Annotated in this window: 10 protein-coding genes; 4 read left to right on the top strand and 6 right to left on the bottom strand. The window is 51.6% G+C overall.

Annotated features, from left to right (window positions below; translation table 11 throughout):
- Nucleotides 1–675: 675 nt before the first annotated feature.
- From QEH57_RS23760 to QEH57_RS23735, 6 genes are all read right to left on the bottom strand, one after another.
- The gene (locus tag QEH57_RS23760) at nt 676–2,172 is read right to left on the bottom strand and encodes a hypothetical protein (protein WP_309009301.1); all 1,497 of its coding nucleotides are present in this window, start codon (nt 2,170–2,172) and stop codon (nt 676–678) included.
- A 140-nt stretch (nt 2,173–2,312) separates the two neighbouring features.
- Entirely contained in the window at nt 2,313–3,941 is a 1,629-nt protein-coding gene (locus QEH57_RS23755; protein WP_309009300.1) for an exosortase/archaeosortase family protein, read from the bottom strand.
- Nucleotides 3,907–6,174 (bottom strand): hypothetical protein, encoded by a 2,268-nt coding sequence (locus QEH57_RS23750; protein ID WP_309009299.1) that lies wholly within the window; start codon nt 6,172–6,174, stop codon nt 3,907–3,909. Before QEH57_RS23750 ends, QEH57_RS23755 begins: the two co-directional genes overlap by 35 nt.
- Nucleotides 6,175–6,211: 37 nt before the next feature.
- Nucleotides 6,212–8,383 (bottom strand): GNVR domain-containing protein, encoded by a 2,172-nt coding sequence (locus tag QEH57_RS23745; RefSeq protein WP_309009298.1) that lies wholly within the window; start codon nt 8,381–8,383, stop codon nt 6,212–6,214.
- Nucleotides 8,384–8,433: 50 nt separating this feature from the next.
- The gene (locus QEH57_RS23740; protein WP_309009297.1) at nt 8,434–9,042 is read right to left on the bottom strand and encodes a polysaccharide biosynthesis/export family protein; all 609 of its coding nucleotides are present in this window, start codon (nt 9,040–9,042) and stop codon (nt 8,434–8,436) included.
- Between the two features lie 62 nt (nt 9,043–9,104).
- Nucleotides 9,105–10,286 carry a hypothetical protein gene (locus QEH57_RS23735; RefSeq protein ID WP_309009296.1) on the bottom strand — a complete coding sequence of 394 codons (1,182 nt, stop codon included), beginning with the start codon at nt 10,284–10,286 and terminating at the stop codon, nt 9,105–9,107.
- Between the two features lie 662 nt (nt 10,287–10,948).
- Here QEH57_RS23735 and QEH57_RS23730 point away from each other — a divergent pair.
- The 4 genes from QEH57_RS23730 (at nt 10,949) to QEH57_RS23715 (ending at nt 15,509) form a co-directional block, all read left to right on the top strand.
- Nucleotides 10,949–12,376, top strand: a complete 1,428-nt coding sequence (locus QEH57_RS23730) for a sugar transferase (RefSeq protein ID WP_309009295.1) — start codon at nt 10,949–10,951, stop codon at nt 12,374–12,376.
- A gap of 570 nt (nt 12,377–12,946) precedes the next feature.
- The gene (locus QEH57_RS23725; RefSeq protein ID WP_309009294.1) at nt 12,947–13,201 is read left to right on the top strand and encodes a hypothetical protein; all 255 of its coding nucleotides are present in this window, start codon (nt 12,947–12,949) and stop codon (nt 13,199–13,201) included.
- A gap of 16 nt (nt 13,202–13,217) precedes the next feature.
- Complete coding sequence (locus tag QEH57_RS23720) at nt 13,218–14,465, top strand: oligosaccharide flippase family protein (protein ID WP_309009293.1); 1,248 nt, start codon at nt 13,218–13,220, stop codon at nt 14,463–14,465.
- A 48-nt stretch (nt 14,466–14,513) separates the two neighbouring features.
- A complete protein-coding gene (locus tag QEH57_RS23715; protein ID WP_309009292.1) occupies nt 14,514–15,509 on the top strand; it encodes a hypothetical protein in 996 nt (331 codons plus the stop codon).
- The last annotated feature ends 1 nt before the right edge of the window (nt 15,510 follow it).

Below are 15,510 nucleotides of genomic sequence, written 5' to 3'. Positions count from 1 at the left end.
AGACGAAGGCCCGCTACGTGCGCCTCTACTCCGACGGCAACACCAGCAACGAGATGAACCACTACGTCGAGGTGGAGGTCTTTGGGGAGTACTAATTTTTCATAGCTACGTTTAGGAGTATTGAGGTCCCGAAGCCGCAAGGTTTCGGGACCTTTTGTTTTTTGTAGTACCTAATTGTAACATAAGCGGTCTATGCGCGTTTTTGAGGTTCTCCGGAAACGGTGGCGTGCGTTTACTCCTAGCTCTTGTTCTGCCTTTGTTGTCCATTCTTCAATGCTGAGTCGCCGACGAATCGGGACATGGCTCGTGTAGGCTTCCGCAAGGGGAGTGTTTCCGGTCTTAGAGTTTGACGATGCTTGTCAACGAAGTGTTGAGATTCGAACTTAGCGACAGGCATCGAGCTTATATTATTTGCATCGATGTCGCGGGGGGGCGTCATCTTAGATGATCAGGATACTCCCTTGGCGGACATGGTATTGAACTTGGATCCAGGGCTTGATAGTTCCAATCCATGGATTACGGCCCACAGATCTTTGCGACGCTGAAGCGATTACTCTGTTGGGCAGCGGTAATCCTTACGGAAAGGGAGTGAGGGAGTGTCTCTAAACTTCGCGGAAATGTGTCCTATTGCGTGGGCGGGAATTTAAACGGAATCGGTCTTTTCGCCGGGGTTTTTTAGAGCTTGAGCAACTCCTTTTCTGCTAGGAGCAAGGTCTGCTCCCCTTGCAGCTTTTTACCGTGTACCGCGGCGGCGATGAGAGAGCTGCGAGGGCGGCTGCTATCTGGCTTCTCGGATGCAAATGCTCTTGCGAGTTTTGGGTTGTCGTTTCGTAAGTAGGCGAGCCCTAGCAAGTCGCGGAAGCTAGAGTCGGAACCGTAGGAAGCGAGAAGCTCTTGGGCTTGTTGTAAGGCATTCTCTTTTTGAATGTTGTAAATAAGGCTGTAGTAAATGGCGTCTGCTTTTTGCGAAGGATTGCTCAGCTGAGATATCCAGTCGGACTTTCCAGAGAGTGCGTTTTGGATTTCTGTCTCGGCGCCGATATCGACTGCGCGTCGCATCCAGAGGTAGCGTGCCTGGGGGCCAAATTTACGCGAGTCGCTGACTTTTTGGTACAGCCTTAGCAGTGGCTCCGTTTCGTCGAGTCGTTCGAGCTGCTGTTCTAGGAAGGCGAGATCGTCGCTTTCGGCAGAGGTGACAGCTTGGTTGAGATTGTTTCTAAACTTGGCGACATCGCCTGTTTGTTGGAAAGCGAGAGCTCGCAGGAGCGTTTCCTCTGCGATCGAAGTTAGGCGTTCGTTTCGCTGTTGGGAGGTTAGGTCGAACGCGTCGTCGACATCTCCTTCGCTGATCTGAGAGATGAGTAGGTTTCGCAGGAGGATTCGGCTTTGGCTGGCGGTCTCGCTATCAATAAGTTTCAGGACTTCGCCGTAGTTGCCGATCGAACAGAGAAGAGTGGTTAAGCTTTCGAGTGTTTCTGTATCTGTAATATCAATACGTTTTACGATGTCTTCGGTGCGCTGGATCGCTTGGTTCCAGCCCAGATCGGCGGCGTACTTGAGGTAGGCGAGCTGGCGGTTAACTGCTGTTTTCGGTGAATCTATGAGTCGCTCGAGGGCCGCTAGTCTGAGGTCCCGAGTGAGATGCGTGTTCCGGGCAGTCCATTCCAGATCGTAGGAGCTTCTGGCGTTCGAGAGTATGGTCTGGGCTGTTCTTGCTTGAACGTCAGCGGGAGCGGCAATTTTGAGAACTTCGAGGAACTGCTTGTGGAGTTCCATTGAGTCGGGAAATTTTTTAGTCGCTTCGGAGGCAGCTTGCAAAGCAAGTTGGAAATTCTCCGAAAGGGCGTAGGCTTGAACCTTGCGGAGCTCGAATTCTTCCTGAGAGTCCACACCTGAGTTTTCCCATGCATTCAAATATTTGAAAGCCGTTTGGTAGTCCTCTTTGGCAAAGCAGGCGTCGATGGCGTTCTTCCAATCTTGGGTTAGGAAATCTCTGTGGTTTACCACCGTTTCCCAGAAGCGTTGGGCTTGTGGATGGTTGAACCGGAGAGCTAGTTTTGCGAGGTGGCGAGAGGCTTCGATGTTGTCGCGGTCCAACAGTACGGCGGCATGGGCTTTGAGGAAGGAGTCTTGAAAGGCTTCTTCCGCAAGGAGTTGTTTGGACTCTGCCAAAAGGTTGCTTGCTCGCCAGCTTTTAAAGGCTTGAAAGCTGGGGCGGGCTACGACTAGCGAAAGCGTAAAAGTTGCCGCTATAACGAGGGTGGCGGCTCTGCGATTATTCAGAAAAACTATGATTCGGTCGCGCATGGTGATTATCGAAAGCGAAATGTTTTGTCATCCTTTTGTAGCAGGAAGAGGTCACGGGCTAGAGTTCGGATTTCGTTTCTGGCGAGAATTGGATCGTCGGTCGGTACTCCCAGCAAAGCTACTTTTCGCTTGAAACTGCGTTTTCTCTCAAGGACAGAATACAGTTGAGAGAGTCGGAATTGGCTGGTTGCGGACTCTGGGGCTCCTTTGAGAAGGTCGTCCCAGAGGCACCAGAAAACCTGGCTTTGCTGTCCGTTGGGAAGTCTGAATACAAAATGGTGAAAGGGAATGGTAAGGGCTCCGAGGTCGACGAGAAGCGGGCTTTGCTTTTCCAGTAGGGATGCTCCTGACGCGGTCATGCAAAAGAGCGGGGAGTGACCGTAGGCGCTTAAGCTTTTGCCTTTCGAGTCCTCGTGGTATCCGTAATACCATACTTCGGTGGCAATGTTATTTCGAGAGTTGGTCGCCGCGAAGTGATGTCCGTAGTCATATCCAAGCGCCTCTTCGATACGTTTATGTATTGGTAGTTTAACGACATCGACAGCATCGGTTGCGTATCCCTCCACGTCCACGATCCAGCTAGTTTTTGATGCGTCGTCCTGAGGAGGTTCGGCGTACCAAGTCTTGACGATCAGAATGGGAGCGAATGCGAAAGCGAGCGTGGCGTAGGAGTAGTGCGCGGGGAGGCCTGGCTTCGCAGCGGCTGGGAGTGGGGAAACAGCTCGCCGTTTTGTGCTCATTTGGCTTGCTACGCCAAGGAGGGTGAGGAGACCTATGCCAAATGCGAGGTAGCCGAGCTTATCGTGCCAGGAGTCGAAGGATTCATCTCCGCCGTTGATTGCGATGAGAGAGAGGGTAACGGAGCGGATCAAGTTGAAAAAGATAGCAAGGCAGAGGGAGAGTGCCAGTAGCCAGATGCGTCCGCTGGTTTTGAGGTTGAGAAAACCGCCGATGAAAAGAGCCAGCATGGCGAGTCCCTGGAGCGATCGGATTCCACTGCAGGCCTCCTCGACTCCTACGCTAGTCGCTCCGATTTGGATGATGTGGCCAAACTTTTCGGCTGGTTGACCGATGATCTGTAGGGAAGCGACGGATACGTTGGTTACGAATCCTGTAAATGTATCGATGACTGACTTCTCGAATCCACGAGGCCATGGAATCATAGTGAGCGCGAAGACGAGAGGGAATGCTGATTTGCGGACGAGGGGAAATCCTCCGGCTTGGAAGGGGACGGTTAGGCTAGCGGTGACGAGAGCTATACCCGCTATCCAGAGTGGAAGGCGCCAGTAGGGATTTAGTTCTATTGCTATGCACGATAAGGCAAAGAGCAGGATAGCGATGGCCAGAATGAGGTAGGAGGTATGGGTGCGGCGAATATGTTGTTGATCCTTACCTGCGGGATGGGGCTCTTGCACTCGAGTGTAGAGCAAGAGGATGGCCAGAGGCGGCACGAGCCAGCCGTAGTTGTACGAAGATTCTGGGGACCAGTTGTATCTTAGGTACGCTAGAAACTGAAGCCAAAGTACGCCGACGCCAGCAACCGCGATCCACAGGTTTCGGTTTCGTCGTTCTGGGTGCGTGCTTTCGAAAGAAGCGGTCTCAGGAGCGGCCTGGTTGGTAGAGTCTTTCGTCATCGTTGATTTGTGGAAGCGTAATTTTCTCCACTGTGATAGGCGTGAATTCTTCGATGAGGGCGATTTCTTCGGGAAGCAGCTTGGAACGCTCGATCTTCGCCATGAGCGATTCGGCTACTTCGTCCTCGTCGTTTGCGGAAGCGGCGGCGTAGTAGACTGCTAAGGTGGAATTCTCGAGGGAGTTCGGTTCGTGGTTGGCGAGAGATCGCAGGGTTTCGAGAGCGCTTTTGCCTTGTCCCGTCTTGAGCAGCGCCAAGGCCATGGCCCGGGCCCACGTTTGGGTATTGGCCAGCGAATCCCGAGTGTCGTTCAAGGTATCTTTGGCAGCGAGCACATCGCCGTTGATGAGTAGTGAAAGGTAAGCCCAATTATTGCTCAGTTCGTGTCCTTTGGTCGGGGGCGAATGTTTGAGGGCGCGAGCAAGCACGTCGTGAGCCTGCTTGGTCTTGCCCTGTCGAACCAGCAGCTTGGAGTAGCGTTGCAGACTCTCTTGGCCAATAGCGAGTCGCGGGTCTTTTTGCTCGGCTGCCTGGTAGGCGCTATTCGCCCAATCGTCCTGGCCAAATTCGAAACAAAGATCTCCAAGCGAGGCGTAAGCTCGGGGAGTATCCGCGATCGTGGCAGCCCTCCATGCGTCCTGCCACTTCTGCTCCTGCTCTTCTGAGTTGGAGCGCAAAAAGGATATCATCAAGAGTCCGGTCCCTTTTGTCATTGGGGAGACAGCGGGTGTGTTCTCGAGAAGCGATTGCGCGAGGTCGAGTTGATTGGAAGCGATAAGGGCCTGGAACCTGAGGCTTGCGGCGTAAACGTTTTCGGATGGAGGAGGGGCGTGCTGTAGAGCTTCCAGGCAGGATTCGGGAAGGTTCTTGCTTAGAAGGAACGCTGCTATTTCGAGGGGCTTCTCTTTTGCGTATCGTTTTGCCTTGGAAACGAGTGCCTGCGTGTCGACTGGCTGCAGCTCCCAAAGTTTGTTAGCGGCGAAGGCCCATTGGGAAGCTTGCAGGTCGCTCCTGTTGAACAGGAAACGAGCTGCATCTACGCGAATTTCGGCGGGCACGCTGGATGCTGTTCCCTCAGCGATTTTAGCGATTAAGGCGATGAGTCTCTTGTCGCCGTTTTCTTCGATCCCGGTCTTGCTCCGTTCGAAGGCGGGGCGATGCGCTCCTTCAATGAAATTTTGCCTCGCGTAGAGCCAGAGCCTGTCGTGTCGGGGGAGTCCGTTGGCAAGGGGACTTTCCAGGTGTTCAGTCGCCTCAGCCGCCAGACCGGATTCCTGAGCAAAATAGATGGCTTTGGCTAGGTCTTGCGCCGTTGCTGACTCTTGTTGCAGGAGATTTTTCGTTAGCTTGTAGCTAAGGCTTGGGGCTTGTTCGCCGAGTGTGGCGAGCGTGGCGTGCAGGACCGAATCTCTGTGCGTTAAGTAGTGGAAATTTAGATACGGGCTGTGTTCGAGCGAGTTTACGGTAGAACGCCACTCCTTGCTTTCTGGTTCCAGCAAGCTATTCCCGATCAGCTGCAATTTAGCGCGAAAGGCTTCAGGACCCCCAGTCTTTGCTATTCTACTTAGGCTGACCCGGGCTTGATTGCGTTGAATCAGGTCTCCCGACAGGGCTTGAATCTCAGCTTTGAGGAAGAGGGCCTGCGCGTGAAATGGGTTTTTTCGCAAGGCTGATTCCAATAGTTGAAAGCCCTCTTCATACTTCCCTTGATTGAGAGATTGGTTTGCTTTGGCAACCAATAAGTCGACGTCATGATGTGAGGCTTGGACTGCGAAGCTGTCGATCTCAAGCTGGAGAGCCTTCCAGTCTTGCGACCGAGCGGCGGCTTCAAGACGAATTCGTTTGAGTTGTTCGAGTGAGCGCCAGTCGCTAGATTTTTCGTTATTCTCCAGTTCGCTTAACAGCGCTAGAGCTCGAGCGGGGTCATGCTCGAGAAGGATCGTCGCTTGTAGGGCGGCGTAGGCTTCGTCGCTGACGGCCCACTTGTTCACTTTCTGGAATCTTTGCAGCGCTAGGACTGGCTCGTTGTCGAACCATGCGACTCGGGAGGCAGTGAGGTTGCGGTTTTCGTTCCATATGAAGAGCTTTAAGAAGATCCACAATACTCCGGTAACGAGGATCAGGATGGCCCCTATTAAGGTTTTCTTTCCAGATGGAAGCAATGGAATCGGGGCACCGTACCCGTAGCCGTAGTGGTACCCATATCCGTTCTTCTTTATTAGAGGACTGGCCATACGGGAAATCGGATTCTGGTGGTATCGTTACTCGGTTTTAGACTCGAGCTGGGCGAACGCGAGCGCTCTCGTATCCCGAATAGGTTTTGGAGGCTGCATAGTGGGCTGGATAGTACGCCTTCGCTTGGTGCGTTTTCACACCGTTTATGATCGCACCGAAAATGGGGCAGCGAGTGTTCTTTAGGCGTTTGACAGTCTTCACGGCGATGCTCATGCGGACGCGGGCAAAGCCACTCACGAATATTTGTCCCTCGCACATAGAAAGAAGGCTGAGCGAGTCGCCAAATAGATGGGAAGGCGGTGTGTCTATAATGATACGGTCGTACTTTTTCCTTAACTCTGAAAGCATCTCCCTGAAACGTTCTGAGCTGTACAATCGGTATGGTTGGTCATGGTAGCCGCCAGCGGGCATTACGTCGCAATCGAGGTCCTTGCTGTGGTAGATGGATTCGTCGAGGGTCTTTGAATCATCTTCGAGGTAGGGAAGCAGTCCTTGCCCAGTCAAGAGTTGCAAGCGGTCCTCGCGCGCTCTGAGATCGCAATTTATAATAATAGAACGCTCTCCGAAACGTTGGAATGTCGACGCAATGATAGAAGAGATGTAAGACTTCCCTTCGTTGCTGATTGTGCTCGTGACGAGAATTGTCTTTGCGTGTGCTGACTCAGGAGAAAGCCGAAGCGAAGCGACGATAGAATTGAGCATTTCGGAGTTTTGAGGATCGGTCGCCGTTCCTAGTGCGAGGTCGTGGATCGTTTGAGGAGAGCCTTTGATCAAGCCCAGCATGCCGAGAATGGGAAGGCCGAGTTTCTTCTCCACGTCTTTGTGCGTTTTTACATGATCGTCTGACATTACGAGGGCAAAAACGAGAGCGAAAGCGATGAAGCCGCCTCCCGCGACCGCGGCCAAGGCTCCCATCTTTTTGTTTGGCGACGATGGAACGAGGGGGAGTGAGGCAGGGTCGATTATTCTAATCTTGTCGATATCGTCCCGTTTCTGCGCTTCGGTTTCCTGGATGCGGTTATATAGGTATTGATAGAGGTTTTGATTGACCGCTAACTCCCTAGCCTTGGAGTCGTAGAGGGCTTTGTGGCGCTGCATTCCAATGATCTCCTGCTTCTTGGAGTCGACGTTCGCCTGCGCCTTCTGGAGGTCTCGCTCTGCAAGGGTGAGTTGGTTGAGTAACAGGTTTGCTTCGCTTTCGGTCGCTCTGTCGAGTTCGGACTGGACTGCCTTGAGGGCTTCCTGACCTTCGATCATACGCGGATGCCTGTGGCGGTAGCGTTCAGAAAGTCTGGCGACGTCGATCTTCCGCTCCGCTAGGCTGTTCATCAGGGTGCTGACCCGCGCTGAGTTTGCGATGAAGGATAGACTTTCTAGTTTCTCTCCTGCTTCCCGCTTTGATTGCAGCATCTGCCACTGGGACTTGAGCCGGTCGTACTGCTCAGCTTTTTGAGTAGAAAAGGTTTTCAGGGCGACCATTTCCTGTTGGTCGATGTCCAAGCGCTGGTCGAAGGATATTGTTTTGAGATCCTCTTTGTAGTCGACCAGTTGCTTTTCTATGTTTTCGACCTTTCGCCTTTGGATCTCGGCCTGTTCTCGGAGATCTTGCACCGCACGGGTAACGACCTCGCTGCGAAGTGTGGTGTAGTAGGTTGCCATTTCCTCGCTGAACAAATTAGCGACCCGAGCTGCGATCTCGGGAGAGGGATGGGTGTAGCTCACCGAGACAATGAGGCTCAAACGAGCGGGCGTGATCTTTCGATTTTCCGCTAAAATGGAAATCAGCGAAAGGTCGTCTCCTTGTTGATCGATTTCCAAGTAGGGCTTTATAAATTCCGCCTTGAAGGATTCCTCGATTCTACGGGCCACCGCATCGACTATCTTCAAGCTGCTGAGCAACCTGACCTGCGTATTTATGTCTTCCGTAGATCGTATTGTCTCGTCGGATACCTTGTTGAAGTCGGTACGCGATTCCTCTTCGCGTAGAATTTGAACCACAGAGTGGGCTTCGTAGAGCGGCTGCGAGCTTGAGACAAAATAGTAGATAGCGGCTGCGGCCACAATCGCTATGAGAAGAAAGAGCCAAATTCGGTCCCTAAACGCTGCCAAGTGTTTGGCCACGTCGATATCCGAGCTAGGAGAACTTGATTGAACCTTTGGCTGGATGAGGCTCGCTGATTGGGCGTTGAACGGCGTTGTGTTGTTCATTATTGTTTGATTGCCTGAAATCTCTGCTGGGAATTATGATGGGTCGTGCCTCAGAATATACTTTCGGGTACGACGATTACGTCATTGGGCTGGATGAAGACCTTACTGGGGTCGGGCGTGGTGGTTCCTTTCTTCGATAGGTCAACGATGATGATATTCGGGGATCCGTCGTTGGCCTTTCTGTGAATCTCAACTCGCTTCTCGTTGCCCTCAGGGGTGATGTCGCCAGCAGCAGCGATTACGTCCAATATATTGTAATTTTCTTCGGGTGGAATTGTGACGAATCCAGGTCGGTTTACCCGCCCTCTTATTTTTATGTTAATTGGGGCGTATTCGAGTACCTGAAAGGATATTTGAGGATCGACCAAGTAGTCGGCGTCATATTGTCGGTAAATCTCTTCCCTAATTTGAGTGAGTGTTTTGCCGGTAAGGTGTATGTTTCCTATGAAAGGGAATTGGATCGATCCTTCAGGGGTGATTCGGGAGATCGTATCCATTTCTGGCTCGTCAAAAACCTTCATTGAAATTGTGTCTCCCGGTTTTAGCAGGTAGTCTGGGTTTTCGCTCTGGCTTTGGATAGGAGGGATCGCTGTGCATGCTACTGCAGCGAGGATCGCTATACGGACTGGAATGACCTTATGCATCTTCTTGGTTGTCATGAGTTTTAATTGATTAGTTAGGGTGCGATAAGGCTCTGTAACGTTTTTGTGTGTGGATACTCTTAAAATTGGATATTCCAACTCGTTGAAGAAAAGGTACTTTCGTAGTCGTAGTATGGAGAGCTGGAATCGTTGTTCGATCTGTTCAGGTGAAAGCTAAGTTGTTGGCTTTCGCTTATTCTATGGAATACGCTGAGTTCAAATCCTAGCCGCTCTTCCTCGCGTTCAGAATCCAAATAGGTATCTTGTTGTGTTCTAAGCTTAGCCGCCACTGTTGTACGTCTGCTCGGTTCCCAGTAGGCGCTTATGGAGTGGGACCTTTTACTTGTGTCCTCACTGAAGGCGTTTGCTTGTCTGTCGCTGGCCGATTCTAAAACGACATTAACGTTTTTGGAGGCTTTCCAGGCGATTGTGGACGAGAGGAATAGACTGTCGGCTGTTGGGATCTCGCCCCCAGCTAGATCTTGGTCGGGATTGCTGTGGAGGTTACCGATCTTTACATCAGCGCTTAGGCGAGGAGTCAGCTCGCCCTGTAGGTTGAGGTGCAAGGCGAAGTCCTTGGTCGTCGGCCTGATGGTCGATTTCCGCACCCTGTAGAGAGTACCCAAGCCTATGTCTAAGTTCTCTGTTATACCATAGAGATAGTGAAGCGGAACGGAAAACGAAGATTGGTCGCTAAACGTTCCAGCATTGGTGTTGTCATACTTACGTTCCCCAAATGTGACACCGCCGTGTACCTCTGTGCGGTGACTGAATTGATAGTCAATATTGAAGGATTGCGACGCGCTCGAGCCGCTGGGAACGGTGGTGAGGTGCCTGGATTCATGGCTTGGAAGGGAGAAATCCGAGCTCTGGGCCTCTGCCTGCCATTGAAGGCGGTTGTACCGTTTTCGCGCGTGGATACGGTAGTTCTTGTCATTTGAGTCGAGCACGTCGATGGATTCCATTTTTCGCATGCTGTAGCTATATTCGCCTTTCAGGTAGAAGTCTTTGTCGCTCGATCCTAGCTCGACTAGGACGCTCGGAGTGAAATCGGTTCCGAAGGTGTTTGGAATTTCATCCTGATCGGATTCCTCTTTTGGTAGTAGGAACGGATTTGAAAAATACATGACGCTTCCCTCTCCCGATAGTTGTATTTTAATTGGTTCAAACGAAACCCATTCGCTGAGCGATTCAGCGTCAGAGTAAAGAAACGTTTGCAAGTTGATGGTGCTTAGCGAGAGAAGCCATAGCCATTTACCCATAAATGAATGTGTTGAATTTATAGATAGTTAATAGCAAGTATCGAGCACGTCGAACAAGACTCTTTCCGTTACGATATCGCTTCCGTAAGGGCTGTGACGTATACGTTTGGTGGATACTAGATTTGTGTTAAATTCTAGGCGAGTAAAGCATGTGGTTCGCCAAATTCGCTTTGGCAAGGGACTTTTCTCGATTTTGTGGAAGCGACCTAGGCGTTGCTCAAAAAAGGGATCATTACGTAGGGGAGGTGAAGGCTTTTTTTTGCTCAAAATACCGCAGGAAACGGCTGGGGAAGCAGGGGTGTGATTTGTTTTGGGCAGTTTGGTTGAATTGCGTTTCAACTGGTCAAAAATGATATACGGGGGGTTACGGCGTTTTTGAGGAAATTGGGTTACGAGGGGTATTTGAACTTGATTCCAGTGATTTGGGCAGCCTTATGGGGAATCGAATCCACCGATGCATGAGTTCTTATGACTCTCATCGACTCGTTGAATGTTGTAGTATTATAGCTGTAGGCTGCTGAGTGATTTGATCCAAAAATAACTAGGCTAAAATTACGTTGGCAGGTGTTATGCTCACTCATTGCAAGCATTCGACCGCAGAGGCTAGCTACCGAATGGTAGGGCCGTGAGGAGTAACTCTTAATCCTGAATCCTTCTTTCTTGTGACTATTTCAAAGCAGACACGTTATGAAAAGAGCCGAGCTCGCTTCGTAGGGCTCGTTTTCTTAGGAGATCTATTTTTTGTCCTTTTGGCGATGTTGCTAGGGCAATTGTGGGTGTTCGAATTTGTGCCGGAGTACGGCTTTACGAATTCCTTTCCGGAAGTCCTAGACTACTGGAGTCATTATTGTTTGGGGCTGCTAATATATACGATGCTGGCCCACAACCAAAAGTTGTTTCGGTGGGATGTTATACTTTCTAGAGCGAGAACGATCATAATCGCAGTAAAGATTTCTGTGTTGTGGGCGTTCCTGGTGCTCGGAGTGGCGCTCACCATCGCGATGTGGCCTCCTGTCTCTCGTTATTTTATGATTGGTAGCGCAGTTGGGATGGTCGTACTGCTTCCAGTCTGGAGATTTTGCATGCATTGGGTCCTGCACCGGACGCGACTGTTTGGCAGTTGCGGGAAGTCAATGGCGATAGTTGGTACGGGAGCGGACGCTCAGGTACTTGCGGAACGATTGCGCTCCGGCAAGTGCGGCCTTTATCGTTTCTCAGGCTACATTTCTACTCTAAACCACCAGTCTGTTGACGGGGCGGCGGTTGGCGATACTTTGCTGGGAAGCGTAGAAGATCTCGAGAACCTGATGGCGGTGGGGGGCTTCGATAGCATAGCGGTGGCGGACGTTGATTTGCCAAGGCGGGACTTGGTCGGAATCGCCAAGCTTTGCGAGATGAACTTTATCGATTTCAAAGCTTTGCCCAAGAGCTTTGAGGTCTTTTCCTCTTGTCTAGAGGTGGTCAACCTGGGTGGCGTCCCCTTGATGTCGTTAATGGAGTTGCCTCAGAACCGGTCGATCAATCGGGCAATTAAGAGGGGGGTCGATATTCTGGGTTCAGTTGTGGGCCTGATGATTTGCGCCCCGGTTTTCTTGGTGCTGATTCCGATGATGAGGAGGGAATCTCCTGGTCCGGTATTTTATAAGCAAATAAGAGTTGGGCAAGGTGGTAAGGAGTTTAAGATTATAAAGCTTCGTTCTATGAAAGTAGATGCGGAAGCCTCTGGTAGCCCTGGGTGGAGCACACTTGACGATCCGAGGAGAACAAAAATAGGGAGCTTCATGCGAAAGTGGAATCTTGATGAGCTGCCACAGTTTTGGAATGTGCTGATTGGGGATATGAGCTTGGTGGGGCCGCGGCCCGAACGTCCCGAGTTGATAAACGGATTTCTGAAGGAGATACCCTACTACCAGAGTCGACATTCGGTTAAGCCTGGAATGACGGGTTGGGCGCAAGTGAATGGACTGAGGGGGGATACCAGCATCCCTGATAGGATACGCCATGATTTGCAATACATCGAGAAGTGGAGTATTTGGATGGATCTCTCGATTCAAATTAAAACTTTCTTTAACTATAAAGGAGCTTGTTAGAGAATGATTCATAATCTTAATAGCAGGCTGCGTCTGGAGCATCGGGACGCGTTTGATGATCTCGCTTCTGCGCTAACGGGGGCAGCGGCGCGACACCGTAACGTGTATTATTTAGCCAATCCAGGAAACTGGGGAGACGGGGTGATACGACACGCAACTTTGCTCTTCTTGAGGGATTTAGGGATTCCTTTCAAGGAACTAAACATAAAGCGAAAGCTGGAATGGCTTCCCTTGCTAGGTCGCGACAATCTATTGATATATGGTGGTGGTGGGGCGTGGTGTCGCGCTTGGCCGTTCGCTTCGGATATCGTAAAGAAGGCCTGTCTCTTTTCCAGCGAAGTAGTTGTGCTTCCGAGCTCGTATGAGTTTTTTCTGGAGTCCGACAAGGTCGAGTATTGGAGGCGTGATAGATTTCAGAGTACGAAATATAACCCTTCCTCTCGATTCTGCCACGACATGGCCTTTTATCTAGGCGATCTTCCCTCTAGGCCTGGTTGCGGAACGGGAGTGTTTCTCAGGACGGATCGGGAATCTGGAGGTGATTGGGATCCCCCCGCGAACAATCGCGACTTGAGCAAGGAAGCAGATTCAGACTCCGATGTGGATGCATTCTTCGCGGCCTTGGAGCCTTTTGAACGGATCATCACCGATCGTCTGCATGTATCGATCGTCGCCTCGCTGATGGGGAAGCGAGTTGATTTGATTGCGGGGAGTTATTGGAAGAGTAAAGCGATTTACGAATCCTCCATGCTTGGCATCAAAAGCCGGGTTAGCTTCCACGAGGAGCCCTCTGGGCTCCTAGCGACGGCGACTGTGTCAGTTTAGTCCGGCATTGGTAAGAATGAAGAAATTCCTACAAGGTGGTTTCTGGGTCGTTTTGCGCCAATTCGGGACGCGTCTGATCGGTCTAGGCGTTTTCTATGTGATCTCGACCTTGTCGGGGCCGGAAGAGCTTGGGATAATGGGCTTAGCCTGGGTTCTGGTCGCTATCGCTGACGGGGTGTTCGGGATGGGGATGAACGTAGCGGCCCTGCGAAGGGAGACGCTAGCTGACCGGGAGGCTAGCACGCTTTTTTGGTCGCTGATGGGGCAGGCGGTGATTTGGTGTCTCGTCCTGTATCTGGGAGCTCCATGGGTGGCGAAGGCGTTTGAAGCGGAGGCTCTAGTGTGGATGGTGCGTGCGCTCGGTTTGGTGTTTCTATTCCGAGCGGTTCAGATGGTGCCGGTGCTGATGCTCACGAGGCGGCTAGCTCTTCGCAAGCTGGCCCTGATCGATTTGATGGCAGTGTGTTTGTCCGGGGCGGTAGGCATCTATTTGGCGAAGGAAGGCTATGGGGCGTGGAGTCTGGTGTGGAGGCATGTGGTCTCGGTGGCGATTGTGACGGGCCTCGCCTTTTGGGTGGCGAGCTGGAAACCTCGACTCCTGTTTTCAGGTGGCGTCGCTAGGGAGTTTCTTAAGTTTGGGGCCCCTGTCTGTCTTTCTCTTAACGTGGCTTGGTTGGTGGAGCTGCAATTTCAGCAGGCGATGGTGGGTACCGTTCTGGGAACGCTTGTCCTAGGGCTTTACAACTACGCTAAGAAGCCCTTCGACGTGGGAGCTCAGGTGCTTAATTCGGTCTGCTCTTCCGTGCTCGTTCCGTACTTGGTGAAGAGAGGTAGCGGGGAGGAGAGAGACTTCTTTATGCGGTATACGTGCGTAAGCGCCATTTTGGTGGCCCTTGCGGGGATGGTGTTTTTCTTAGGAGCGTTCGCTTGGATCGAATCGGTTCAGTTTGGAGCTGGAAGCGATTGGGAGGAGGCTTATCGCTTGATGCCTTTGCTGGGGCTTGTTTTTTGCGTAAAGGCCATGAACGTGGTCTTTCGGTCCTGTCATGTTGTTTTAGGTACGGCGAGCTCGTTGAGCCTTATATCGGTGGGAGAAGCCGCCGTGAGCGTTTTGGCGATCATCGTTTTGGTGGGACGTGGAATTGAGTACGTGGTGTTTGCCTCGATTGGGGCCAACTTGTTAAGTTGCCTGCTGCTTTTTGCCACTTTGTTTCGAAGGTTGGAGTTTAGGAAGAGCTGGGTTCAGTGCGAACGAGTTGCCTAGGATGTAGTCATTATTTTTGAATATATTATGTACTATTGGAATGAGAAAATGAACTTCGGTGACGAGTTGAACTCGTGGTTCTGGAGGGAGCTGTTTTCTATAAAACGTTTTTCGGGCAATAAATTGTACACTGGGATTGGATCGATCTTGTCGGATGATATGCCTGATGCGAGGAATGTGGTGGTGCTCGGATCGGGGGCTGGTCTGGCTCCTCTGCCTCGGCGGTTTCTCGAGGAGCCTTTGGCATTCGAGATATATTGGGTGCGAGGAACGGTTTCGTGCGACATAATGTCTATCGGGCGGGAGCATGCTTGCTGCGACCCGGCTATTTTGCTTGGGCAAGCTAAAATTGAAAAAGTGGAAAGGCCCTGCCGAAAGGGGAGGGTTGGTTTCGTGCCGCATTTGTCGACTTCCAGGTCTGACGGATACCAGAAGGTAGCGGAAAAGCTGGGCCTTGTTTATATAGACCCTAGGAGACCTTCTCGCTGTGTTATACAGGACTTGATAACCTGTGAGCGCGTCGTTACGGAGGCGATGCACGGCGCTATCTTTTGCGAGAGTCTAAGGATCCCTTGGTTGCCGGTATCCATCTCGCCTGAGCTAGGCTCGTTGAAGTGGTTCGATTGGTGCCGCTCCGTCGGTCACGAATACGCTCCCGTGCGGTTACCGGTGCTGGACAGCGTGCAGCGGGTAAAGTTAAGCAGGCGCAATCAGTTGGACGCGGAAGGGGCTTTCAAGGGAGTGCTTGCACCAGGAGAGGTCGAACGAGCGGTCGCTGAATTGAGAGACAGAAGTCATGCAAAGCGCGCCGCTAAAAGGTCGACCTTAATTGGCCGGGCGGGCAAGGGCCTGATAAGGCAGGCTTTGAAGTTCGCAAGCTTTACCGGTGACGCGAGTCGCAGGGCGCTTGCGCATCTGGAGGATGCTTTGGGCAAGGAGTTCTTGCTGGCTAGGGATGACGTCGTTCGTGAGCGATGTGACGAGATTCGCGACAGGATGGAGCGGTTTATGGACAAGGAAAAAGAGTTTATAGTTCGAGTTTAGC

This window comes from Pelagicoccus sp. SDUM812005 (assembly GCF_031127875.1).
Lineage (GTDB): Bacteria > Verrucomicrobiota > Verrucomicrobiia > Opitutales > Opitutaceae > Pelagicoccus.
Note: the sequence above shows the minus strand (reverse complement) of the source record. Positions and strands in the feature narration are given on the sequence as shown.

Coding starts and splice junctions, on each gene's coding strand:
- QEH57_RS23735 (WP_309009296.1), bottom strand. CDS start 10,286: ATGGGTAAATGGCTATGGCTTCTCTCGCTAAGCACCATCAACTTGCAA.
- QEH57_RS23720 (WP_309009293.1), top strand. CDS start 13,218: ATGAAGAAATTCCTACAAGGTGGTTTCTGGGTCGTTTTGCGCCAATTC.
- QEH57_RS23715 (WP_309009292.1), top strand. CDS start 14,514: ATGAACTTCGGTGACGAGTTGAACTCGTGGTTCTGGAGGGAGCTGTTT.
- QEH57_RS23755 (WP_309009300.1), bottom strand. CDS start 3,941: ATGACGAAAGACTCTACCAACCAGGCCGCTCCTGAGACCGCTTCTTTC.
- QEH57_RS23745 (WP_309009298.1), bottom strand. CDS start 8,383: ATGAACAACACAACGCCGTTCAACGCCCAATCAGCGAGCCTCATCCAG.
- QEH57_RS23750 (WP_309009299.1), bottom strand. CDS start 6,174: ATGGCCAGTCCTCTAATAAAGAAGAACGGATATGGGTACCACTACGGC.
- QEH57_RS23740 (WP_309009297.1), bottom strand. CDS start 9,042: ATGACAACCAAGAAGATGCATAAGGTCATTCCAGTCCGTATAGCGATC.